Here is a 19,873-nt window from a genome sequence, read left to right on the forward strand (position 1 = left end):
CCCCCCCCCCCCCCCCCCCCCCCCGACGCCGCCGGGGTGATCTGTTCGCTGATCTTCTGGGAGGCGCCCTTGAGCGACGGGACCAGGGCAATATATGCGGTTGCCAGTTCTACAGCGCCCAAGGGTCGCCTCCTCTGTTCAGTTGTTGTTCTTACGCCGGGGCGGGCCAGCCGAGGCGGGCGTTCATCTCATCGATGCTCACTGCCTTGCCGCGGGCCATCACTTCACCCTCGGCCTGCTTTACGACGCCGGGCCGGTGGAGCCGTTCGGGTTTCTTCGCGCTCTCATCGCCGCCGCGCTGCCAGTTCGCGGCCGCGAGCAGATCAAAGACGCCGGCCAGCAGATGGTTCTGGAGATCCCACTCGCCGTCCTCACCTGCCACTGCCCGGAACAGGGCAGTGCCGCGGCGCGACTGCCGCACAATGGCGAGCAGGTCACTCCAGGTCAGGTGCTCGGTTCCCAGCCAGCGGAGCCGCAGGCCCAGCACGATCAGGTCGTACGCGATGGGCTCCTGGTACTGGTCGACCAGATCCAGGAGCCCATTTATTCCCCCAGTTCAATCCCGGAATGGGCGAAGAATGCGCGCTGAAAAACCTCAAACTCAGGCTTGCGCATGCTGTCGATCGCGGCGAGCGCGTCATCGTCGGCGAGTTCCTCGAGGAGGGTGTACAGCTGATCATCGGGGGAGAGCTTGCGGTTTTTTCTTGCGAAGCCCGAGGTGATGGTGTCGGCGGAGGCGAGGGTGAACGTTTCGCCGTGGTGTTCGAATTCGAAGCCGGGGGCTTCGGTGCCGGCCGGGGTCTGGGCGGGCTTGCGGTCTTGGGGTTTGCGGGGTGCAGCCATGTGCGGGCTCCTTGATGTGGTGGTGGTGTGCGGACCGGGATGGGGTGGTGCAGGTGGCAGGGGTCAAGGGTCCGCACGACAAACCCCTGCCACCCGGTATTGGGGGCGGTGACTAGGCCGTCTTCTGGCCGTCGTCGCTGTACTGGTAGAAGTAGGCTCCGTTGGAGTCCGGGAACGCCTGGATGGTGGCGTCGGCCGCCGCGATCGCGTCGTCCTTGAAGGTGGTGTCGCCGACGTCCATGACCTTGGCGATGGGCAGGACTACGCGGACTTTCGCGGCGTCCGAGAACACTTCGATGACCCAGACCTTGCGGGGAGTCGGAGCGGAGGTTACGGTGACCTTCAGGAGATTTCCCTTGGTTGCCGACGCGGGGGTGGCTACCACGTTGGCGTCACCGTAGATCAGTCCCTGGACGATCTTGTTGAGCAGCTCGGCCATGGAGAGCTTGACGGTGACGTCCATGCCCTTCTTGGTCGCGGCGATGGTATCTCCGCCCCAGGCTGCAATGGTGCCGGTGTTGCGCTTCTCGGACTTGGTCACGCCGTTGTCCGTGACATAGCCGACAGCCACGAACGCTGCATCCAGTGCGGTGGTCGCGTCCGTAGGCAGGACGGTTCCGAGAGGGGCGACGGAGATCCCGCCGGTGACGAGCGGCTTGCCGACGACCACGTTGTTGATTGAGTTACCCATGATTGAGCCTTTCCAAGTGATTTTGCGGACCCTTGGATTTGGTGGTTCAGACGGTTACTGCGGTGCCGCGTGCGCGAATCTGAAAGCTCATGGTGAACCGGATCTGCGCGGTCGTAGGGTCGGGGAGGTTTGCCGGGCCGCCGAACTCACGGACGCCGAACAGTTGGCCGTCAGCGGCGTTCAGGATGGCCCTGGCAGTGCTGAGCAGGTCAGCGGCCCGGGCTTCGTCCTGCGCCCAGGCCTCGATGGTGATCTGTGCAGCCTCGGAACGGACCGTCTCTTTGGTCCCACCGGTGCGCAAGACCCTGATGAACTCCGGCGGCCGTGTAGGCGGCACCTTCGTCCCGATGGGGATCCCGGTCAGGAGGGGTTTCCTCAGGTAGTTGCACACGAGCTGGGGGACGTCGGGGAACTTGACGCCCTCAGCCACGGCCCGCGTCCAGAGCGGAAGTCAGCGAGCGCGTGGTGGCCTCCGCGTGGCGTGCCGCGTGGTCCGCGGTGCCGACGGAGACTCTTGCCCTGGTCGGGGTCATTGACGGCGTTACGTCGAAGGTCCCGATTCCCGCAGCGCCCGCGATGGCCGCCGCGCGCTGGGCAAGGTCAGCCTGCACTTCGGGGGACTTCAGGAGTTCCCTGGCTGCGTCCTCGCTGAACTCAATCCGGACGTCCGCCATCGTCACCCCCCAAGGGCTCCAACAGGGCTTCCGTGAAAGCAAAGTTGTCGAGAGCATCAGACCAGACAGCGGCCTCAGTGACGACGAACGTCCCGCCCTCGTGGTCTACCTCGTCTCCGACGCTGAGCCGTTCAGTTGACTCGATACGGACAGTCATCAGCCTCTCCAATCCTGCAGAACAATCTCCACGTAGTTGAGTCGGCCGCTGGGTGAATCCCATTCGGCCGGGTGGCCGTAGACCGTGTAGACGTTGCCGTTGAAACGGACCCGATTGTAGGTGCTGACCTGGGTGCCGGCCGGGGCGAACACCGTCCACGCTACGAGCACCTGATCCCGGTTGAGCAGGTACTCCTGGGTGGTGCCGGGTTCCACCTCACAACCGGTCACCGTGGTCTCGGCTGGCGGTAGTGTCCAGTCGTCTACCGGCTCCTGCGAGTAAGGGTCCAGTGATTTCTGCGCGGTCAGGACCGTGATGGACTTCCGCCCGATTGGCCGGCCCATCAGGCGAGCCTCGCGAGACGGAACCCTGAGAGTGCCATCGACTCCATCGCACTGAATCCACCGGCCTCAATGTTGTACTTCACCTGGCGCTGCCCGACGCGCTCCATGTCCACCGCGATGGGGGTGGAGTAGTAGCGCGCTGCGAGCCCGCAGCAGACACCGGCAAGCTCCGGAGGAACGGACTGGTACCCGTGCGTGTAGGTGACCCGCCATGATTCCTCATCCGCCGGCCACCGGACGCTGGAACCCTGCCGGGCCGTAATGGTGCCCGTCCGCCGGGAGACCTTGTAGGAGGACGCTGGGACCACCGCCCATGTCAGTCCGCCGTCAGGTGAGATCTCCACTGTGGAGACGGACACAACGGGCAGTTCCCTGAGCGAGGCGAAGGAGGAATTGACCGGATCCAGGTACTCGACGTCGTCCGGCATGAGTGTCACGGTCTGGTCCAGGAACGCCCGGATCATCCCGGAGGCGACCTTGAGCAGGAATATCGCAGTTGCGTCGTCTGCCGCGATGGCCTGCTGGGAGAAAGCGGCTAGATCCTGGACCGTTGCAAGGTCAGTGGACGGGCCGCCAGGGAACAAAGCGCTGCCCGGGTACGTCATGGCGGCTACGCAGGCTCAGGGGTGTCTTCGGGGGCCGGAGACGGTGCAGGCTCTTCCGTGGCCGGCAGCGCGTGCGCGTCCGGGGCGGGAGCCGCATCAGGGGCGGGTGGCTCAATGACTTTGTTCTGCACCCCGGGGAGGCCGGGGAAGGAGACCGTTACCGGGCCCGGGGTTTCAGCGCGCACGATCACGTCCTCGGTGTAGTAGCTGATTTCGGTCGTGACCGGCGCTGCGTCGAACTCGACCTCGCCGGTGCTCTTGTTTTCCGCCGGCTGTTCAGTGGTGACCGGGGACGCATCGAACTCAACGTTCCCCGTGCTTTCCACCAAGGACAGATCCGTGTCCTTCTCTTGGGTTCTGCGGGCCATGATGACTCCTCAATAGGCTGTGGGCTGTGGCCCGGGCGCGCTCTCATGCACGCGCCCGGGCCACAGGGAACAACAGGGGCTGGCTACAGGCCGGTGACCTGACCGAAAGCACCCGGACGGTACACCGCGAGCGCGAGGCGCTCCTCGGCACGGATGGCCGTCAGGTTCTTCTGGAAGAAATCAGCGTGGGAGTTGGAGGCTTCCACCGTGATTCCGCCCTTGCGGAAGATCTGACCGCCCTGCTGGAACGCGCCGACGAGGGCGCTGTTCGCGGCGAGCGCCGGGGTGGCGACGACGCGCTTGCCCCAAAGGGTCTGGTTCTGTTCGCTGACGAACGGGCCGGAGGCGTAGTAGGCGCCCTGGCTGTTCTTGGACAGGACCTGCGTCTGCCAGCCCAGCGGGTCGATGACGATCGCGTCCGGCTCCAGGAAGGAGGTCGTGCGGATCGCGGTGATCTGCCGGTAGATGGCGTCCATGCCGTTGTCGCCGGAAACGGAGGGGGCGGTGCCCTTCACGATCGGGGTGGCGAGGCCGGGACGGTTGAGGATGCCGACGAGGTTCGCGCCGGTGCCGTCTCCGTTGAGGAGCTGGGCCTCTTCGGCGAGCTTGATGAAGAGGATCAGGCGGGCGTCCACGTAGGACTGTGCCTGGGCCCAGTCTTCGAGCATCTCGTCCGAGATCGGCAGGAACGTCGCGATCTTGTGGAGGACTTCGTCCACCTTGGAGAACGCGAGCGCCGATTCGGGCTTGAGCCCGCCTTCGAGGACGGCGGCCGAGGCGTTGGTCACCGCGGTCTCCACGAGGTAGCGGATCAGCGGGGTGCTGGTCGTGCCGCCCGGGAAGAGATCGGAGATGGTCAGCTGCCGGAACTTGATGTCCACGACGCCCGGGAGCAGCGTGGGCTGCTGGATGGTGGAGTAGCCGCCGCCGGGGGTGCCGGCGGTGCCTTCGGTGAGGGTCGTCTTGATCTCGACGTCGCCCGAGGACCACTGGCCGCCCTTGAGGCCTTTCTCCAGCAGGCTCTTGTAGCCTGCGGAGCCGACGAACTGTGCGCCGATGGACTTGGCGCCGGTGTTCGGCTGCTCGGCGGGTGCCTCGTCGACGGGGCTGCCGGCCGCGGCGAGGAAGCTCTTGCGCTTCTCCTCCACGAACTGGAGGGATTCGATCTCTCCCATCCACGTCTTGATGTCCGCCTCGATGGGATCGAGAGCATTCTTCTGCTCTGCGAAGGTCATGGTGGTCGACTCGGCAACCTCCAGACCCTTCTTGGAGAGTTCGCGGACCTTGTTCTTTGCTTCAAGCAGGGTAGTCATGATGATTCCTTTCCGGGATCAGCTGTGTGCAGTGAGGTTTTGGAGCATCCGGAGCCGGGCGGCCCGGGTGCTCATGTCGTTCGAACGCTCTTCTGCCACGGGGACAGCCTTCGAGCCGGCAGCGGGGGCCGGGGCGCCGGCTGCGGGGTCTGGGGCGGTGCCGGAAGCTTCTTCGGCGTCTGGATCGGACACAATGATTTCCATTACGTCCACGGGCCGGGCGTCACCGGCGAGGGTGACCACCTGCCCGTCGTCTGTGTAGTTCTGCTGGTAGGTTTCCCGTTCCCAGCTGTCCAGGTCATCGACGTCGTAGACGGCGTACCCGCCGCCGTTATTGTCCGGGAGGGTGCCACGGAGCCACGGCCACGCGTTCCGCCCGTAGAAGTCCGCCAGGGCGTCGCGGACGCGCTCCTGGGTGGCTTCGATGGACCCGACGATGGTCTTGACCACCGGGGGACGGTGCGACTTCGCCGCGGCGCAGTCCGCACCGAGGCCGGCTGCGGAATCGTGGATGCTCTGGAGGGCGGCAGCGTCGGAGGCGCTGTTGCGTGCCCCGGCCTTGATGCCTTTCGATGCCAGGACGAGTGCTTCCCTGTTGGAGGGGATCGCCACGAAGGCGCCGTTGAGCAGTTCACGCTGGGTTCGGGTCTTGCCGTCCTTGACGGATTTCTCGGACATGAACGCCACCGACGTGGTCCGGATGTGCCCCTCCTTGACGAGGGTCCGGACCTCCTGCGCCCGCGGGAGGCTGGAGTAGGTGCCAGTGACAACCAGGTTGCCGGTCTTCTCATCAATCTCCGGGACGCCGGAACCAACAGTGCCGGCCACGGACATCAGGTGGTCCTGGTCGAACGTGATGTGCTCGGGTAGGGGCTGCTTCCAGTCCCCGGGGAGCAGCGTGTCGCCGTCCCGGTCCTGCGTCGGAGCCGACAGGATCACCTGAAAAGTTCCGGGGAACTCATCATCAGGCGCCGTGTTGGCGATGCTGGCGTCTTTCCTCACAACTTTCATGGCTTAGCCTTCCTTGCTGAACTGCAGGTCACAGGTGCATCCCGCTACCTCGTCGGCGCCGCCGCTGAAGTCGCCGGGGCCGTTCATTCCGTTGCTGAAGACCTCGTTGAGTGCGACGGTCTCGCCGTCCATCACGGAATGGGCCGGCCGGGGGTTCGCAGCGGTCACGACCCAGGTCTTGGTTGCTGCGTCGTTCTGCCGTGCCGCCACCTGGGAGGCGAGGCCGGCGACCATGGCCACCCGGGAGAGCGAGATCTGGTCGGCTCGGGCCGCGATCTCCCCGTCGAAGACCCCGTCAACGGCGTCTTCCGGATCCTCGTCGTCCAGCTGGGCTGACAGGGCGGCGGCGATCTGGTCTGCCGTCGCCTTGTTGATGTTCTTTGCCGAGTCGACCGAGTCGGTCTTCAGCCAGTCCGCGATGTCCTCGGCGTTGTACTGCCCGCCCAGGTCAGTGGCCACTTTGGTGCCGATGGCCTTTGCTGTCGCGGTGGAGAGCGTGTGCAGGATGTCCGCGAGGTCCCCGTCCCATTCGGACGGGTCGAAGATCCCGGAGTCCTTCTGCCCGACAGCGGACTTCACTGCCTTGCGCTGCGCGGCGAAGAACACCTTGAGTTCCCGGCTATGTTCTGCCGCCAGCTTGTCGCGGGTGGCCTGCTTGCTGGCTTTGACCCTGGAGATCCTGCCCATCAGCTGCCTGACCGTCAGCGTCTTGGAAGGTACCGCTGTAGGAACCGAGGCAGGGGCAGCGAGCGGGGCCGGAATCAGCGTCCCGTCCGTCGCGACCTGCGCCGGGGTGCCGTTGGACCCGAGCGGGACCAGGGCGGCGTTGCCGTAGAGCTGGTCCGCTTCCGGACCCGCCGGGGCGAGACCGAACATCGGCCGGGCCTCGGCAGGCTTGAGCACACCGACCTGCACGAGCTTGTTTGCAGACTCGGCACGGACCTCGAAGTCACCACGCAGGACCTCGTCCATGTTGAACCGGGTGAAGACCTCGCCCGGTGCGTAGAAGTCGGTGACCAGCTGGTGATCGATGACGGATTCGAAGTCCACGAAGCGCGGTGCCATCGTGTCGCGGTACTGCGAGCGGAGCTGCTCGGTGATGTTGGAGAATGTGGCGTGGTCCAGGATATGCACGACGGGCGGGGGCACGTCGTAGGCGGCGCACACCTCTTCCCGGTTGAGCTTCCGGGACTCGATGTACTGCATCTCCTCCATGTTCAGCTGAACAATGGTGGGTTTGATGCCCTCTTCGAAGACGACCGTGCCGCCCATATTGTCGGCGCCGCCGTGGCTGGCCGCGAACTGCTTCTTCAGCCGGTCAATGGCTCCCTGGGACAGGTTCCCGTCCGTGCCCAGCATGACCGAGGGGCGGGCGCCCTTGTCCCAGAAGCTGGCCGTCGCGCGGCGGGATGCGTCCTCGTTCAGGAGCGTCATGCGTAGGCTCTCCAGGTTGGAGAGGCCACGGTTCAGGGTGTCCGGGTTGTAGCCGATGAACGCGACGACGTCCTGTTCGGGGATCGGCGGGAGCATGGACACATCACGGACCCCGGCGGAGTAGATGTACTCCAGCGAGCCGTCTGCTGTGCGGCGGACCACGACGTTGGTCGGGTGCATCGGGTGCAGCTCCCGGACGACGCCCTTGTTGTCGCGCAGCTTCAGCCAGAACGCCTCGCCGTAGACGTCCCTGGTGGAGGAGGTCCACTGCCAGAGCATGAACCCGCTCATCCGCGGGTTTGGCCGGCGCATCAGTGCCGTCAGCGGGCCGTCCTCCGGGGACTGCTCGTTCCCGGCACCTGAGCGCTTGATGTCGAACGGCATCCGGGCCGTGGCCATCGCCAGCTTCCGGACGACGGTGCCGACCCACAGCTGGGACTTGTACAGCGCGCCGTAGGCTGCCCACAACCCGGAGAGCTGCATCGAGCCGGACCCGTAGTAGGAAGCATCAGCGAACATGGGTGTCCGGTCGCCGATCGTGTCAACCTGGGTGGGGACAATCGCTCCGTTGGAAAGGAACATGCTGCCTCCTTCTAGGTTCTGATGGCCTGGTGGTACTTGACGCGATGCCGGGGGAGCCAGAACGGCCCGTCCACTGCGAGGCGGTCACCCGTGGGGGCGATGGAGAACGTGTTGTCGATGACGAAGTGCGCCTCGTCCCAATCGATGAGGACGCCCTCGAAGGCTTCCTCGGTGTCGAGCGTGAAGAGGAACCGGCCACGCTCTGCGTCCCGGAGGAGTCTGTCTGTGCGAGCCATGCGGACCGTCTTTCGAGCTAGAGGACCAACAGGTCCTGAGATTCGTATTTGCTGACCTTCTCCGGCACCGTGCCGTAGACCAGGAAGCAGCCGGCCGCGCCGGTCACTGCGACGAGCGGGGCGACGTCGTTGGGGGACTTTCCCCGGTCCCAGAAGAAAGCGTCGCCGGACGGTTTCGCCAGAGCGGTGGCCGCGGCGACGTTCAGGAGCGGCTGGCCCGGGTGGCTGATCAGTGGCTCGACGTCTTCGGGCTTGATCGGCTCGCCGTCGTCGTCCATCTCCTGCCCACGGACCCGGTCATAAAACATGCCGGTCCAGCGCGAAAGGTCTGCGCCCTCCCACGGGAGGATGTTCAGCCCGTCGATGGCCTCCAGTTCGGAGAGCAGCGATGACACCGGGGCGCCTTTCGCCTGCAGCGTCACCCCGACCAGTTCAGGGTTGCTCTTACGCGGGACGCCCCCGCCCTCCGGCGGGGAATTGAACCACGGACCCACCCAGGCTGTGCCGGAGCGGGAGGCGACCACCTGCACGCGCAGGATGCCCTTCTCGTTGAACCCGGCAACGCCGATATGCGCCGTTGTCCGGTCCCACGAGACATCCACGCAGAACGCGAACTTGCCCACGATCAGATCGTGCTTGTCCGCGCCCTTCTCCCACCGCCCCGGGGGGAAGGGGCCGTCCGCTGTCGTGTCCAGCCACTGGCAAAACACCTCCGTCCGGACAATGCCCTCCGGCTCGCCCTTCACGGCTGCCGCGATGGACTTCTCAGTGATCGTGTGACCGAGCGATGGGTTGGCCTGAGCCCAGCCGTGCCGGTCCCAGACCGACATGCCCGGCGCCATCGACCACTCAAAGAGGCCCAGGGAGTCGCCGTCAGCTTCGTCGTCCTCGTCCAGTTCGGGGAGGACGACGTCTTCGAGGTTGTCCGGGTTCCCCAGAGCCATGTGCGCCATGTTCCGCAGGAAGCGCAGCACAATAGAGGATGCGTCGCCGGCGTTCGATACCGCCCAGACCTGCGCGTAAAAGCGCGCCATCGTGGTCTTGGAAATGGCTGCCCAGGCATCCCAGCTGGAATGCTCGCGCAGCTCATCGAGAATCACGAAGTCAGCGGACAGGCCACGCCCGCCGCGGCGGTTGGCTGCCTGCACCTTGTAGCGTTCTCCCGTGGAGAGCTCCAGCGCCTTCTTGCCGTTAGTCTTGTCGATCCGCTCGATCTCATTGCTGAGTTCGGGGACGCCCTCGGCCAGCTCAACAGCCCCGCGCCAGACCTCTTCGGCGATGTCCAGGTTTTGCGCCGTGCCGATTGTCAGCTTCGCGGCGTCCATGTACATCCGCCACAAGGCCAGCACCTGCATCAGGGTGGACTTGCCGTTCTGGCGAGCCACCAGCAGCACTACCGTCCGGAACCGGAACGACCCGTCAGGGTTCAGCTCCAGCGCGTGGATCAGCAGCCACTTCTGCCAGGGGAACAACTCAATGCCGAGGACCTGCTCAGCGAAGGCGATGCACTCGAAGCCCTTCGACGTCTGCCGGGTCAGCGGCCGCAGTTCGGGCGTGTAGATCCGGGGTGTTTCGCAGCCGTAGAGCTTGTCCCTGCCAGCTGCGGTCACCATCGCTTAGCCCGTCTCCCGTCCTCCACGAAGCAGCTCCAGGCGGCTCTTGGGTTTCTCTCCCGGTTTGCCGTTGCCGGCGCGCTGCATCGGTGTGCCGCCCAGCTCGCGGAGCATGTTGTAAAGGTGCGGGCCGAGGTACATCACGGAGATCGCCTCGCGGCCTCCGGACTTGGCAACCTCGTTGATCTGATGCGCGTACCGTTCGGCGAGCGCGACAAGGCCCTTGTCCTGCGGGAGGATCTCCATATGGCCGATAGCCTCACGGACCTCCTCGAGGAGCGATGGCCCATCGAAGGCAATGAAGCCTGCCAGATCGGGTGGGGCCGGCGCCGTGAAGTTCGGAGTCCGCGGCGCCCGGGGATCCTCGCCCGCTGCCTCCCGGGCATCGAACACCCAGCGCCCGAGTGTCTGCTCCGGGACACTCAGCTCACGACCCACGTCGGCGATCGCCCGTCCGGTGTTCATCACCAGGAGAGCGGCTTCCGTCTTGAAGGCCGGCGAGTAGGAGCGGCGGACACGTGGCATGTGCTCACCTCCTGGGCTAAATGGTGGACGGATACTGGCTCAACCGGGTTCCGTCAGTGGTTGGTCGGTGGCGGTCTCCGTCAGAGCCCGGCGCAGGAATCGAACCTGCCCTTACCCGACCGGTTAGGTCGGTGCCTCTACCTCTGGGCTAACCGGGCTGCCGGGTGAATAGTCCGGCGGCCGTACTCATGGGAGCGACATAGGGTCGCCGTTGCGTAGGACGGATTTGAACCGCCGACCAGGCTACTAAATTCGCCTAAGCTCTACCGGACTGAGCTACTACGCACGCACGATGACTAGTCGTGCGATGCCCTCTTGCGCGTCGGTAGTCAGCCAACAGCGTGAGGGAATTCTTCCTTGATGTCAGACCGGGGAGGATCTGCAGCACTCCCCGGCCCGACGGAGTGACGGTCTTAGCCCGCCGTCACGCGGGAGTCTTCAGTAGCCCGTCAGGACGCCGTCTTGGCTAGTGCATAGCGAGGGAATGATGGCGGCCAGTGTGTCCCGATCAGTTGTGATGGGGAGGTATGCCCGGTCTAACGACAGCCCTCGACCAGCGCTCTGTTGGGTTGGGATGAAGCGGATACTGCCCCCGCCGTGAAGGTGGATGGCACGCCTGCCATTTGCGCGGGAGACCTTTTCCACGTACTCGCTAGGCACGAGTTCCTCGACATCATGGGCTAGCTGTTCTGATTGCCGGAGGTTCTCAGCGAAGATCGCAACCTTGCCGCCCTGTGCCGCTGACGAGATGGCTACTTCCATGTGCTCTCGATGCATTCCCTACTCCTGCTTAGCGTTGCCGATATGTTCCCGGATGTCGCTCCTCGCGCTTTCGCGGGATACAGGCGCGCACGGAAGGGCACGTGCCGGGTCCCAGCCACAGCGGCACACGGGATCTCCGTTATGGTCCTCGGCGAGGAAGTGTGCACCGCGGCCGGATTGGTCTGCCCGCGGCGGCGCAGTGTTTTCGGCTTCAAAGGAGAGGTCTACGGTGCCGATCTCAATTGGCTCGTTTTCGCCGATCTGGACCAGCACACGGCCTATTGTCTTCTTGCCAAGGATCGCGGCCATTGGGTTCCTCCTCGGGTCGGGTTTTCGCTAAGGGGGGTGGGGGGTACGGGGAGGGGGAGTTCCCTACCCGGCGAACAAGACCGCGTCGTTTTCCGTCAGCGATTTGTCGGCCCCTACCCCTGAGAGGATCAATAATCTGCGTCGTCGTCTCGTCACCAGGTCTGAGCGACGAAGCCCAGACCGGGCTTGACGTCACGGTCCCCGCGGGACTTGTTGCATCGAAGATGAGCGCTGCGCAGGTTGCTCGGCTCTTCGGCCAGGTGCCGGTGCGTGGAGCGTGGCTTGAAGTGGTCAACGCTAAAGGAGTCGTCGTTGTCCGGGCCGGCGTTGTAGTTGATCGGCTGTTCGCAGATCCAGCACGGCAGGCGCTTCGCTGCCTGGTTGGCCCGGAGCACGCGCCACCTGCCACCTGATCGGCCAGCGTTCTTGCCCATCGGATTACCTCCGGACCTCGGACATGACAAAGGCCCCGCTGGTAAACCGGCGAGGCCTTGGGACAACTGTCCCCTCGATTTGCCACACTATCGTGATTTGGTGGGGTAGCGCTACTTCTGTCCTCGCGTGTCGTGCCACGCGCTCAGTACTTCGTGGGGGTGATAGGTCGGCTGGGGTTCAGTGTCTACTGCCCGGAGTTTGCCACGCCGGGCCCAGTCCCTGATGTCCATGCTGGTGATAGCGATCTTGGCGTTGGTCCGGAGCCATGGCAGCAGCTGGCGGGTGGGCATCGGCGGTGCGATGTCGCGGACGCGTTCACGGTTGGTGGCATGATCGATGATCTCGTCCTCTGGTCCCCACACGAGTTCCCTTGCCTGCGGGACCCAGATCCTGGCCATGTACAGGATGTCTCCTGCCTTTGGGTTATCCGTTGCTTCGCCGAAGGCCCGCGCCGGCAGCTGGCTGAGCCATGCTTGCAGCAGCATGGCATCGAGGTTGCCTGGTGGTTTGGATCCGGGATGTCCCCCTCCTCCACCTCCGGGCTTGCGTGCTACTGCCATTCCTTCCCGTGCCCCGGCGAGGAGCCTGATCAGATCGTCGGTGTCGTCCAGCAGCCCGTCGAGTTCCACGATGCACTGGGTGCACAGGTAGAGCGTGGTGACCCGGCGGCAGTCAGGGGTTGTGCAGCTGTTCATGCCTGGCCCTTCATCTCTTTGCCGATCCGGCCCGACCGGAGATCAGACGGACGCCACACATCCGCGTCGAGACCAGCGGCAACCATTGCGAGGAGGACTGCCTGCTGCTTTGGGCGGACCCGGCCGTCCTCGGTCTTCAGCTCACGGAACAACGCACGACGGCGGGAGGAGCTGATCAGGACCAGGTCAGGGAAGCCGGCCTGCGAGCGCCGGCTATCTGGGTTGTGGTAGGTGACTTCGTACTGGTGGTACTGGGCCAGGTCGATGACCTGCTGCTGGAATTGTTCTTCTGAGAGTTTCGGGATGAAAGCAGTGGGACTGGGCATGTCTAGTTCCGTCCTCGGGTGCGGGGGCGTCTACGGCGGGGTTTGGATTTTGATGGAGGGCTGGGCTTGGTGGGTGGCTGGGCTGGCCTCCCTGCACTGCCCGACCCAAGACCCGACCCATGACCCGACCCGACAAATCTAGATCCGTCGGGCTCGTGACCTGCCGGATCTGGCTGATCGGCGATCGCGGGTGTGGTGGCGCTTCCGGTGCCCGGTGTGTCGTCAGTGCTGCTGGCCTGGCCGGAGGGTGCTTCCGTTGCCTGGTTACTTCCCGGAGTGGCCGGTGAGGGCTGCTCTACGGGGCGCGGCGCTGACGGCGTGCCGTCGGCTTTGGTGGCCTTCTTCTTGAGTGCTGGGTGCTTGTCAGTCGGGTCTACGGGGTGGCCGTGCTTGGCCAGCCATGCGGCAGTCGAGGGGGAGTAGAACGGTTCGGCGGGTGCCGGCTGGAGATCCAGGGCGTCGTCGTTGTCCTTCTTCTTCGAGTTGCATTCACCACACGCGACGACGAGCGTCTCGATGGTGGCGGCCTCGCCGCTGATGACGTGGTCATAGCTGCCTGCCCGGGTGTAGCTGCCCGCCCGGGCAGACTTCCGGTCAGCCCCGAAGTAGACAATCTTGAGGCAGTACCGGCAGGAGTCGCCGTCGCGGAGACGGACAGCCGAGGTGAGCTTCGTATCGCGGGAGTCCCGCTTCTGCTGGTTCATCCATTCCTGCTCAGCCTTCGTGATGAGGTGGAGGAAGTCAGGATCCTCGATGATCTTCCACATCGGGGCCCCGTCGGACTCCAGCTGCTCGAGGAGCCCGCACCTCTCGGCAACGTCGATCAGCTGCTGGTAGTTCGGCCCGCCCATCATCATGGCCACGCCGAACTCCACCACATAGTCCGTGCGGTGCGCAGCAGACTCGAAGCCACAGCGCAGGACGAACCCGAACAACTCGTTGACGCTGACCTCGCCCTGGCTGAAGTGCGGGGCATTCAACGCCTTCGGAAAGGTCGCTGCCTTGTCGCCTATCTTTGCCCAGGACACTTGGCTCCTTCAGTGGTTCGAGATCGGCGAGCGCCGGGGGTTTTGGTTCGGGTGGGTCATAACCCGCACCGGGGGCAATTGCTGGGGCCTGCTTCGTCAGGCGGCTGGGACCGGTGTGCGCCCTCGGCGATGCACTTCCGCCGCCGTCGGGTGATGAGCGCTTGGGCGTAGGCTTCGGCATCTGGGTCCTCCGACATCGCCGCGGTCACTGGGTGCGCTTCTTTCGTGGCTTCCGGACGTGGCGGACGAGCTGCACCTCGGCTGCTGCGTCGAACTGTCGTTCGGTGCCGATGATGCCTGGTGCCTTGGTTGAGACGTCTAGGAGGCCGGTGTAGGCCGTGCCTTCGTATTCCCACCGGCGGATTCCGCCTAGTTCGATGTGCTTGTGGAAGTGAGGGAAGATAGCCCCCGTCTCGGACTTCACGTTGATCTTCATGTACCAGCCGACGTGCTCTTCCGTCAGATCTGCAACAGTCAGCACACTCACGGCATTGAGGGGTTCCCCGTCCCCGCCGGCCATGCTGATCTGATATTCGCTTGCGTCGCTCAAGGGGTCACCACGCTTAGTCTGCGATTGGCCAGACGGTCGCTCATCTTCTTGAGGTCAGCGACTTCGAGGACAAGGCCAGTCCCGTGCTTCAGGAAGTCGGAGGCGGATGGCGTTGGCTCTTCCGGTTTCTTCCCGCCGCCGGCGTGGGCGATTTCGGGGAGGCGGTGCATCCAACCCGCGCGCCATTCGTTCAGCTCGTTAGCGATCGTAGAGCCCTCTTCGGATCTGATGGGCATGAGCAGGCCGAGGAACGACTCACCGCAGCTAATGAGGATCCGCCGAGCATCTTCAGTCGGCTCAATGACCAGCGGCGAGCCGTACGCTGCCGAGGCGGCGGCGAAGAGCCTGACCAAGCGGCCGGCGGCGACGAGACGCTCTGGCATAACCCTCTCTGAGAGTGCTGCCTGGATGAGGAGCCGACCGAAGGAGATTGGGTAGTCGTTGTCGTCCTCGTGAGGGATCTTGAACTCTTTGCCCGGGAACAGGCCAGAGACATCCAGAAAGGTGATGGAGTCGTGCTTCAGCGTGATGCGAAGCGTGTCACCGATCTCGTCCTCTGGCTGATTGCCATTGGCCTTGAATATCTGGAGCAGTTCCTTCGCGACGTCGGTCGGGAGATTGAACGCATCGTCGTTGACTTCGCCTGTCAGCCCTTCGGCGTCCCACACCGACGCTACTGCGTGGCCGAGGGTGACGGTATTGCTGGCGGTCACGTGGAGCATGCCGTCCGTCGCGGTGAAGTGGACGACCGCGAGGGCCGAGCTGAGCTTGGCATCGGCAGCGTGGGGGATCACTGACATGAGGGCCTGCCTGAGGTCCAGGGTGTTGACGGTAAGGATCATCGGTTCCTCTTCTAGTTGCTGGGTTTAGGGCCGGAGCATGCGCAGCGGCGGGCGCCGCCGGCTTCTGTGGTGGTGATTGCCAGGCACTTGACCCAGCCACCGTCCTGGCCGTGGAAGTGGCTGCAGGTGGGGCAGTACTGCATGTCCTGGCTCCTTCGCCGTCACTGGTGTTCGTGGACCCGCCGCGATTCGAACGCGGCCCGGGTGCCTACTTCCGCAGGGGGACTTGGTTTCAGCGGTCGGTTGCCTATCGGGCCCGGGTGGTGCCGGTGGTGGCCGGCACCTGGTGTTACTGGCCCTCGGGCGGGACGCCGCGGGCCCGGCGTGCGGCGAGGAACTGGCTCATCCCCATGTCGTTGGAGGGGCGAACCGGTTCAGCGGCCGGGGCCGGACGCTTCGGGGCGGCTGCCGGCGGCGGGGTCAGGGCTGTCCCGGTCTGGATGGCCTGGCGAACCTGGGCCTTCTCTGCGTCCACTTTGGCGGTCGGAGCGGGCTGGGTCTTCGGGCGGGGAAAGCGGGCGTAGACGCTCCAGGTCTTCGAGTCCTTGTTCCGCCTGGCGGTAGCCTCGCACCCGTTCTGCTTGAATGCGGATGGCGGGGTGGTGGTCTTCCACTCCGCGCTGATGAGGGCCCACTTGCCCGGGTTCTCTTTCAGCACCTCGATCACGGCGTCATAGTCCGCGCTCGTGCCTCCCCGCCTGCTGGGCGGGTCCTGCCAAGTGAGTTCAACCATGTTCATGCCTTCCTTAGTCTGAAGTTGCCATGTGGCGGGGTCCGAGTTCCGGCAGGTTCGCCCAACGCTGGCGGGCCCTGATCTGATTTACGGTCCTTGGGTTGACGCCGAAACTGCTGGCTATTTCGGCTGTTGTGCCGGGGGAATCCCGGATCTTGTGTACTTGCCCAGCTGTCAGCTTCGCGTTACCGACCTTCTCGCCCCAGGTGTGCCGCAGCTGGCTGGTGCAGTCGTCCACGTTCTGCTGATGCGTGCCAGGTTCCAGATGCTGGGGGTTTATGCAGCAGCGGTTATCGCAGAGGTGCCGTATTTCCAGATCCTCAGGGATAGGCCCCTTGCTCAGCTGGTAAGCGACTCGATGCGCCAGTTGGTTCTTGCCCGCGACTTTGAAGTTTGCGTAGCCATCGGGACGCAGTTTGCCGGAGAACTCTATGCACCCGTCAGCGGCTACCGCCGACCACGCGCTAAGGCGCTCGGCCGGCGTCCCACGGACATGGCGGTGAAGGGTCACAGTGGCATCGCCGTGCCTCAAGAAACGGGCATAATGCTTCCCGCAAAAGTCCTTTGAGTAGCCGGCACCTTGGCACCCACCAACGAGGCAGAGCTTCATCACGAGCACCTACAATCGCCGTTGTGGGGGTCCATTACGGCGTTGCAGGAGCTGCAGCGCTCAAGCGGGGCCGGTCGTTCGGTGATCTTCTTGTCATCGCTCACGCGTTGGCCCAGCCGTTCAGGTTCGTTCCGGACTCGCGGCAGGCGCCGATCGTCAGATAGCCGTAGTCGAAGGCCGTCACCCGGTCATCGAAGATCGGCTCATCGATGACGTGGACAATCCGGTCGGCATCCCAGCAGGAGAGGAGCCAGCGGCCGTCCTCAGTCCTCCGGACGCCGGCCCGCGGGAACTTCACCCGCTCCGGCAGACGGAAGGGCGCATCCGACGAGCGCTGCGGTTCGGTGGTGGTGTCGGTCATGGCCTTGGCGTGGTCGAGGACGGCGGCTTTGGCTTTCCACTGCTGGCCTACGGGCGCGGGGCCGTCCAATACTTCGGGCCGGTAGCCGCAGGAGCAGACGGGTTCGTTGTCCGGGTTGCGCTTGAGGAAGTGGTTACTCATCTTCGGTTCCGTCCTTGTCTTCGTGGTGGTAGTCGATGGCTGCCTGTTCGGCTTCGGTCCACTGGTATCCGTAGACGGTGCCGAGGCGGTCGCGCCATGTCTTGGTGGTCTGCCAGCCTGGGCCGTCATGCCATCCGCCGATGGAGTCCATGTGCATTTCGCGTTCGAAGGTGTCGACGTGCATGAGGGCGACGAGCTGGGGGACGTTGAGCTTGCCGATGGCGTCGATGACTTCTTGCTCATCGATGTTTTCGTGGTCGATGTCCAGCCACGGTGCAAGGTCGCCGAGGCGCCGCCGATCGATGATGTAGTCAACGAGCATCTCGCGGGTCTTGTCCGCTGCTGGCTTCTGGATGGCTTCCTTGATGAAGGCGGTCCGGACTTGGGCGGCAGTCGCGAGGCCCCTGGTGAGCTCCTGCTGGCGGATCTCGTCAGCGAGCTGCTCGGGCGTCCGCTGCGGGACGACGTGGCCCGTTCCCTTGGGCCGCTCCCGGATCCACGTGATTTCTTCCTTGGTGTCGTCGCAGATCGCGGACCAGCCGCCGGCGACGGCCTCGGCTACCGTCATCTGCTGGTAGGAGATCCTCCAGTCGGTCCATTCCCATGTTTGCCCGGCGGGCCGTTCGATGATGTCGACGCCGGCGCCCTGCAGCTCTGCGGTCAGGCGGGGCAGGTTCTCCAGCCACGTCTTCCGGCCCTGTTCCTTGGCTAGCTGGAAGGACCATTCGTTCGGCGTGGCAGCGACACGGAGGAGCCGCTTGGTGGCGGCGTCGTCGTCGGTGAAGTCCACGAGCACGAGAGCCTGGTCAACGTTCAGGGTGCGGTCTTCGAGCTTGCCCTTGGCATCCTCCGAGAGCTTTGTGAGAGCGATACGGGACCGGACCAGACTCTGCGAGCGCCCGGTGGCTTTGGCTACGGACTTGACGGTGTAGCCGTCGAACTCCAGCAGGGACTGGTATGCCTCGGCTTCCTCGGTAACGGTGAGGTCGGTGCGCTGGGTGTTCTCGACCAGCATCGCTTCGAGCTGTTTGGGTTCGGTGTTGAGGTCCTCACGGATCACGCAGGGCAAGACTTCGAGGTTGGCCAGCTGCGCGGCGGCGTGCCGGCGGTGCCCGGCGATGATGACGTAGGTGACGCCAGTGCTTCGGCTGGTCAGTGGGGCGACGACGAGGGGCTGCATGATGCCCTGGGCGGTGATGCTGTTCGCGAGGTCAGTGACGATCCCGACGTCGTTGCGGACGTTCTTCGGGTGGATGGCCAGCTGGCCGATCGGGAGTTCTTGGAAGTGGGTGCTCACTGGTCGGTTCCTTCGTGGCGGGTGGCGTGGCGGTGGTTCTGGGCGAATGCGAGCGCGGACTGGAGATAGGCAATACCAAGATCCAGCTCACCGCTGGAGAGTGCTGTCACGGCTTCGTTGGCTTGGAACTCCGCTTCCAGCAGCAGCTTGGTCTGCGGGTCAATGGTCTGCGGTTTGGTGGCGCCGGCTTCGATGTCCTGGTGGATGCGGTTCAGGCCGGCGTCGGTTGCCCGGCGACCGGTCAGGTCGTGGTCGGCTTTGTCGAAGGCCGAGTCGATGGCGCCGAGGAACTTGGCTGCCAGTCCTGTGCGGTCCTTCGGGGCCATCTCCGCAGCGGGCCGGGCGGGGATGCGATGGCCGTTGTGCAGGTAAGCGATCGGGCGGGGGTTGCCGAGCCATGCCTGTTCGGTCGTGGGCTCTGCCGGCTGTTCAGTCATTTCTGGGTTCCTGTCTCAAGAACGAATCCGGCAGCGCCGGCAGTGAGGAAGAGCACGCCCGTCAGGTACGCGGCGTTGAAGAGCGGGAATGCGGCGAGCATCAGGAGCGCGCCGAGGGCGAGGGCCGGGGTGTAGAGGTAGGTGCGGCGGCGGTTCCGGCCGACCCGCACTGATGGGGCCCTCACTGCGGGACCCCGGCGGTGGCCGGCTTCCGGTACTCGTGGATGGAGTAGTTCGCCCTGGGCGTGCCGTCCACGATGATCTGCTTCGAGTGGACGTCCACGGCGATGGCCTGCGGGGCCGGCCACTTCGAGCGGGCGTAGGTGGCCAGCTGGGCGGTGAGTTCCAGGTTGTCGCGGAAGTCGAGGTCCGCGTGGTCCTTGTAGGGGCGGTGGCCGATTGGCTGGACGACGGCGAAGCGCTTGATCCGGGCCTTCACCGGGTTGCCCTATCAATCGCGATGTCGAGGTTGGCCTTGAGCCGGGCGATGACGGCAGGCGACGGAATGTGACTGATCACGGGGCCGGGCTTGGGCGTCTGCGCGTCGGTGGCTTCCCGGGCGGCGGCGATGTCGCGGAAGGCCAGCCGCTCCAGCTCGTCGCCGAAGCGGTCCACGGAGCCGGTCACTTCGTTGACCAGATTGCTGGTGTACTTCTTCAGGTCCGCGAAGGTCTGCTCGATGTGGTCCAGGGCCATTTCTGCGTTCCCGGTCCGGTCGAAAGCGCGGAGCGTGCGGACTGCGGACGCCAGCTGGTTCGCGGTGTTGATGACGTGCTCGGCCAGCTGGTGCCGGCGAGCCTTTTCCATCACCAGGTACTTCTCATCAAGGCCGGCCCGGCCGCCCTGGCGGCGGTCCTCGGCGCCGAAGAACAAATGCCGGGGCGGATCAGCTACCGGGTTTTCCTGTGCAGTGCGAGCGTCCATTGCTAGACTCGTTTCTGATTCGAGAGC

At 64.8% G+C, this 19,873-nt stretch carries 30 protein-coding genes, 1 tRNA gene and 1 pseudogene; all 32 read right to left on the minus strand.

Annotation, left to right across the window (positions count from 1 at the left end):
- Positions 1–151: 151 nt before the first annotated feature.
- Positions 152–487, minus strand: coding sequence for a hypothetical protein (locus QCD75_RS15335; protein ID WP_301230089.1), 336 nt, complete (start codon positions 485–487; stop codon positions 152–154).
- 56 nt (positions 488–543) lie between these two features.
- Complete coding sequence (locus tag QCD75_RS15340) at positions 544–843, minus strand: hypothetical protein (RefSeq protein WP_301230090.1); 300 nt, start codon at positions 841–843, stop codon at positions 544–546.
- A gap of 112 nt (positions 844–955) precedes the next feature.
- Positions 956–1,534: a hypothetical protein gene (locus QCD75_RS15345; RefSeq protein WP_301230092.1), complete on the minus strand. Its 579-nt coding sequence runs from the start codon at positions 1,532–1,534 to the stop codon at positions 956–958.
- Positions 1,535–1,580: 46 nt separating this feature from the next.
- Complete coding sequence (locus QCD75_RS15350; RefSeq protein ID WP_301230094.1) at positions 1,581–1,964, minus strand: hypothetical protein; 384 nt, start codon at positions 1,962–1,964, stop codon at positions 1,581–1,583.
- Positions 1,957–2,214 (minus strand): hypothetical protein, encoded by a 258-nt coding sequence (locus QCD75_RS15355; protein ID WP_301230095.1) that lies wholly within the window; start codon positions 2,212–2,214, stop codon positions 1,957–1,959. The genes QCD75_RS15350 and QCD75_RS15355 overlap by 8 nt, the downstream gene beginning before the upstream one ends.
- Positions 2,189–2,365, minus strand: a complete 177-nt coding sequence (locus QCD75_RS15360; protein ID WP_301230097.1) for a hypothetical protein — start codon at positions 2,363–2,365, stop codon at positions 2,189–2,191. The genes QCD75_RS15355 and QCD75_RS15360 overlap by 26 nt, the downstream gene beginning before the upstream one ends.
- Entirely contained in the window at positions 2,365–2,709 is a 345-nt protein-coding gene (locus tag QCD75_RS15365; RefSeq protein WP_301230099.1) for a hypothetical protein, read from the minus strand. Before QCD75_RS15365 ends, QCD75_RS15360 begins: the two co-directional genes overlap by 1 nt.
- Positions 2,709–3,314, minus strand: coding sequence for a hypothetical protein (locus tag QCD75_RS15370; RefSeq protein ID WP_301230101.1), 606 nt, complete (start codon positions 3,312–3,314; stop codon positions 2,709–2,711). Before QCD75_RS15370 ends, QCD75_RS15365 begins: the two co-directional genes overlap by 1 nt.
- A gap of 5 nt (positions 3,315–3,319) precedes the next feature.
- Positions 3,320–3,682 (minus strand): hypothetical protein, encoded by a 363-nt coding sequence (locus QCD75_RS15375; RefSeq protein WP_301230103.1) that lies wholly within the window; start codon positions 3,680–3,682, stop codon positions 3,320–3,322.
- 83 nt (positions 3,683–3,765) lie between these two features.
- The gene (locus tag QCD75_RS15380; RefSeq protein ID WP_301230105.1) at positions 3,766–4,995 is read right to left on the minus strand and encodes a phage major capsid protein; all 1,230 of its coding nucleotides are present in this window, start codon (positions 4,993–4,995) and stop codon (positions 3,766–3,768) included.
- 18 nt (positions 4,996–5,013) lie between these two features.
- Positions 5,014–6,006, minus strand: a complete 993-nt coding sequence (locus QCD75_RS15385; RefSeq protein WP_301230107.1) for a hypothetical protein — start codon at positions 6,004–6,006, stop codon at positions 5,014–5,016.
- Positions 6,007–6,009: 3 nt separating this feature from the next.
- Positions 6,010–8,022, minus strand: coding sequence for a phage portal protein (locus QCD75_RS15390; RefSeq protein WP_301230109.1), 2,013 nt, complete (start codon positions 8,020–8,022; stop codon positions 6,010–6,012).
- 11 nt (positions 8,023–8,033) lie between these two features.
- Positions 8,034–8,258 carry a hypothetical protein gene (locus tag QCD75_RS15395; protein WP_301230111.1) on the minus strand — a complete coding sequence of 75 codons (225 nt, stop codon included), beginning with the start codon at positions 8,256–8,258 and terminating at the stop codon, positions 8,034–8,036.
- Positions 8,259–8,275: 17 nt separating this feature from the next.
- Positions 8,276–9,871, minus strand: a complete 1,596-nt coding sequence (locus tag QCD75_RS15400; protein ID WP_301230113.1) for a hypothetical protein — start codon at positions 9,869–9,871, stop codon at positions 8,276–8,278.
- 3 nt (positions 9,872–9,874) lie between these two features.
- Positions 9,875–10,396 (minus strand): terminase small subunit, encoded by a 522-nt coding sequence (locus tag QCD75_RS15405; protein ID WP_301230115.1) that lies wholly within the window; start codon positions 10,394–10,396, stop codon positions 9,875–9,877.
- A gap of 84 nt (positions 10,397–10,480) precedes the next feature.
- Positions 10,481–10,554: transfer RNA gene (locus QCD75_RS15410), tRNA-Val, on the minus strand.
- Positions 10,555–10,607: 53 nt separating this feature from the next.
- A pseudogene (locus QCD75_RS15415) lies at positions 10,608–10,682 on the minus strand.
- A 494-nt stretch (positions 10,683–11,176) separates the two neighbouring features.
- Positions 11,177–11,467 (minus strand): hypothetical protein, encoded by a 291-nt coding sequence (locus QCD75_RS15420; RefSeq protein WP_301230117.1) that lies wholly within the window; start codon positions 11,465–11,467, stop codon positions 11,177–11,179.
- Positions 11,468–11,619: 152 nt separating this feature from the next.
- The gene (locus tag QCD75_RS15425; protein WP_301230119.1) at positions 11,620–11,901 is read right to left on the minus strand and encodes an HNH endonuclease; all 282 of its coding nucleotides are present in this window, start codon (positions 11,899–11,901) and stop codon (positions 11,620–11,622) included.
- A 111-nt stretch (positions 11,902–12,012) separates the two neighbouring features.
- Positions 12,013–12,597: a hypothetical protein gene (locus QCD75_RS15430; RefSeq protein WP_301230121.1), complete on the minus strand. Its 585-nt coding sequence runs from the start codon at positions 12,595–12,597 to the stop codon at positions 12,013–12,015.
- Positions 12,594–12,923 (minus strand): VRR-NUC domain-containing protein, encoded by a 330-nt coding sequence (locus QCD75_RS15435; protein WP_301230123.1) that lies wholly within the window; start codon positions 12,921–12,923, stop codon positions 12,594–12,596. Before QCD75_RS15435 ends, QCD75_RS15430 begins: the two co-directional genes overlap by 4 nt.
- Positions 12,924–12,925: 2 nt before the next feature.
- On the minus strand, positions 12,926–13,951 hold the full coding sequence (locus tag QCD75_RS15440; protein WP_301230125.1) for an HNH endonuclease: 1,026 nt from the start codon (positions 13,949–13,951) through the stop codon (positions 12,926–12,928).
- A gap of 205 nt (positions 13,952–14,156) precedes the next feature.
- The gene (locus QCD75_RS15445; protein ID WP_301230127.1) at positions 14,157–14,501 is read right to left on the minus strand and encodes a hypothetical protein; all 345 of its coding nucleotides are present in this window, start codon (positions 14,499–14,501) and stop codon (positions 14,157–14,159) included.
- The gene (locus QCD75_RS15450; RefSeq protein WP_301230129.1) at positions 14,498–15,343 is read right to left on the minus strand and encodes a hypothetical protein; all 846 of its coding nucleotides are present in this window, start codon (positions 15,341–15,343) and stop codon (positions 14,498–14,500) included. The genes QCD75_RS15445 and QCD75_RS15450 overlap by 4 nt, the downstream gene beginning before the upstream one ends.
- 289 nt (positions 15,344–15,632) lie before the next feature.
- The gene (locus QCD75_RS15455; RefSeq protein WP_301230131.1) at positions 15,633–16,076 is read right to left on the minus strand and encodes a hypothetical protein; all 444 of its coding nucleotides are present in this window, start codon (positions 16,074–16,076) and stop codon (positions 15,633–15,635) included.
- 13 nt (positions 16,077–16,089) lie between these two features.
- Positions 16,090–16,686: an HNH endonuclease signature motif containing protein gene (locus tag QCD75_RS22235; protein ID WP_367400661.1), complete on the minus strand. Its 597-nt coding sequence runs from the start codon at positions 16,684–16,686 to the stop codon at positions 16,090–16,092.
- 100 nt (positions 16,687–16,786) lie between these two features.
- A complete protein-coding gene (locus QCD75_RS15460) occupies positions 16,787–17,188 on the minus strand; it encodes a hypothetical protein (protein ID WP_301230133.1) in 402 nt (133 codons plus the stop codon).
- A complete protein-coding gene (locus QCD75_RS15465) occupies positions 17,181–18,485 on the minus strand; it encodes a ParB/RepB/Spo0J family partition protein (protein WP_301230135.1) in 1,305 nt (434 codons plus the stop codon). Before QCD75_RS15465 ends, QCD75_RS15460 begins: the two co-directional genes overlap by 8 nt.
- Positions 18,482–18,922 carry a hypothetical protein gene (locus QCD75_RS15470; RefSeq protein WP_301230137.1) on the minus strand — a complete coding sequence of 147 codons (441 nt, stop codon included), beginning with the start codon at positions 18,920–18,922 and terminating at the stop codon, positions 18,482–18,484. The genes QCD75_RS15465 and QCD75_RS15470 overlap by 4 nt, the downstream gene beginning before the upstream one ends.
- A complete protein-coding gene (locus tag QCD75_RS15475) occupies positions 18,919–19,107 on the minus strand; it encodes a hypothetical protein (RefSeq protein WP_301230139.1) in 189 nt (62 codons plus the stop codon). The genes QCD75_RS15470 and QCD75_RS15475 overlap by 4 nt, the downstream gene beginning before the upstream one ends.
- The gene (locus QCD75_RS15480; RefSeq protein ID WP_301230141.1) at positions 19,104–19,361 is read right to left on the minus strand and encodes a hypothetical protein; all 258 of its coding nucleotides are present in this window, start codon (positions 19,359–19,361) and stop codon (positions 19,104–19,106) included. Before QCD75_RS15480 ends, QCD75_RS15475 begins: the two co-directional genes overlap by 4 nt.
- Complete coding sequence (locus tag QCD75_RS15485) at positions 19,358–19,846, minus strand: hypothetical protein (protein WP_301230142.1); 489 nt, start codon at positions 19,844–19,846, stop codon at positions 19,358–19,360. Before QCD75_RS15485 ends, QCD75_RS15480 begins: the two co-directional genes overlap by 4 nt.
- Positions 19,847–19,873 lie beyond the last annotated feature (27 nt).

The organism is Arthrobacter sp. PsM3 (assembly GCF_030433895.1).
Taxonomy (GTDB): domain Bacteria; phylum Actinomycetota; class Actinomycetes; order Actinomycetales; family Micrococcaceae; genus Arthrobacter.

Bases quoted from the DNA above. Each gene is read 5' to 3' on its own strand.
- QCD75_RS15340 (WP_301230090.1), bottom strand. From the start codon at position 843: ATGGCTGCACCCCGCAAACCCCAAGACCGCAAGCCCGCCCAGACCCCG.
- QCD75_RS15345 (WP_301230092.1), bottom strand. From the start codon at position 1,534: ATGGGTAACTCAATCAACAACGTGGTCGTCGGCAAGCCGCTCGTCACC.
- QCD75_RS15360 (WP_301230097.1), bottom strand. From the start codon at position 2,365: ATGACTGTCCGTATCGAGTCAACTGAACGGCTCAGCGTCGGAGACGAG.
- QCD75_RS15365 (WP_301230099.1), bottom strand. From the start codon at position 2,709: ATGGGCCGGCCAATCGGGCGGAAGTCCATCACGGTCCTGACCGCGCAG.
- QCD75_RS15370 (WP_301230101.1), bottom strand. From the start codon at position 3,314: ATGACGTACCCGGGCAGCGCTTTGTTCCCTGGCGGCCCGTCCACTGAC.
- QCD75_RS15375 (WP_301230103.1), bottom strand. From the start codon at position 3,682: ATGGCCCGCAGAACCCAAGAGAAGGACACGGATCTGTCCTTGGTGGAA.
- QCD75_RS15380 (WP_301230105.1), bottom strand. From the start codon at position 4,995: ATGACTACCCTGCTTGAAGCAAAGAACAAGGTCCGCGAACTCTCCAAG.
- QCD75_RS15385 (WP_301230107.1), bottom strand. From the start codon at position 6,006: ATGAAAGTTGTGAGGAAAGACGCCAGCATCGCCAACACGGCGCCTGAT.
- QCD75_RS15390 (WP_301230109.1), bottom strand. From the start codon at position 8,022: ATGTTCCTTTCCAACGGAGCGATTGTCCCCACCCAGGTTGACACGATC.
- QCD75_RS15395 (WP_301230111.1), bottom strand. From the start codon at position 8,258: ATGGCTCGCACAGACAGACTCCTCCGGGACGCAGAGCGTGGCCGGTTC.
- QCD75_RS15400 (WP_301230113.1), bottom strand. From the start codon at position 9,871: ATGGTGACCGCAGCTGGCAGGGACAAGCTCTACGGCTGCGAAACACCC.
- QCD75_RS15405 (WP_301230115.1), bottom strand. From the start codon at position 10,396: ATGCCACGTGTCCGCCGCTCCTACTCGCCGGCCTTCAAGACGGAAGCC.
- QCD75_RS15420 (WP_301230117.1), bottom strand. From the start codon at position 11,467: ATGGCCGCGATCCTTGGCAAGAAGACAATAGGCCGTGTGCTGGTCCAG.
- QCD75_RS15425 (WP_301230119.1), bottom strand. From the start codon at position 11,901: ATGGGCAAGAACGCTGGCCGATCAGGTGGCAGGTGGCGCGTGCTCCGG.
- QCD75_RS15430 (WP_301230121.1), bottom strand. From the start codon at position 12,597: ATGAACAGCTGCACAACCCCTGACTGCCGCCGGGTCACCACGCTCTAC.
- QCD75_RS15435 (WP_301230123.1), bottom strand. From the start codon at position 12,923: ATGCCCAGTCCCACTGCTTTCATCCCGAAACTCTCAGAAGAACAATTC.
- QCD75_RS15450 (WP_301230129.1), bottom strand. From the start codon at position 15,343: ATGATCCTTACCGTCAACACCCTGGACCTCAGGCAGGCCCTCATGTCA.
- QCD75_RS15455 (WP_301230131.1), bottom strand. From the start codon at position 16,076: ATGGTTGAACTCACTTGGCAGGACCCGCCCAGCAGGCGGGGAGGCACG.
- QCD75_RS22235 (WP_367400661.1), bottom strand. From the start codon at position 16,686: ATGAAGCTCTGCCTCGTTGGTGGGTGCCAAGGTGCCGGCTACTCAAAG.
- QCD75_RS15460 (WP_301230133.1), bottom strand. From the start codon at position 17,188: ATGAGTAACCACTTCCTCAAGCGCAACCCGGACAACGAACCCGTCTGC.
- QCD75_RS15470 (WP_301230137.1), bottom strand. From the start codon at position 18,922: ATGACTGAACAGCCGGCAGAGCCCACGACCGAACAGGCATGGCTCGGC.
- QCD75_RS15485 (WP_301230142.1), bottom strand. From the start codon at position 19,846: ATGGACGCTCGCACTGCACAGGAAAACCCGGTAGCTGATCCGCCCCGG.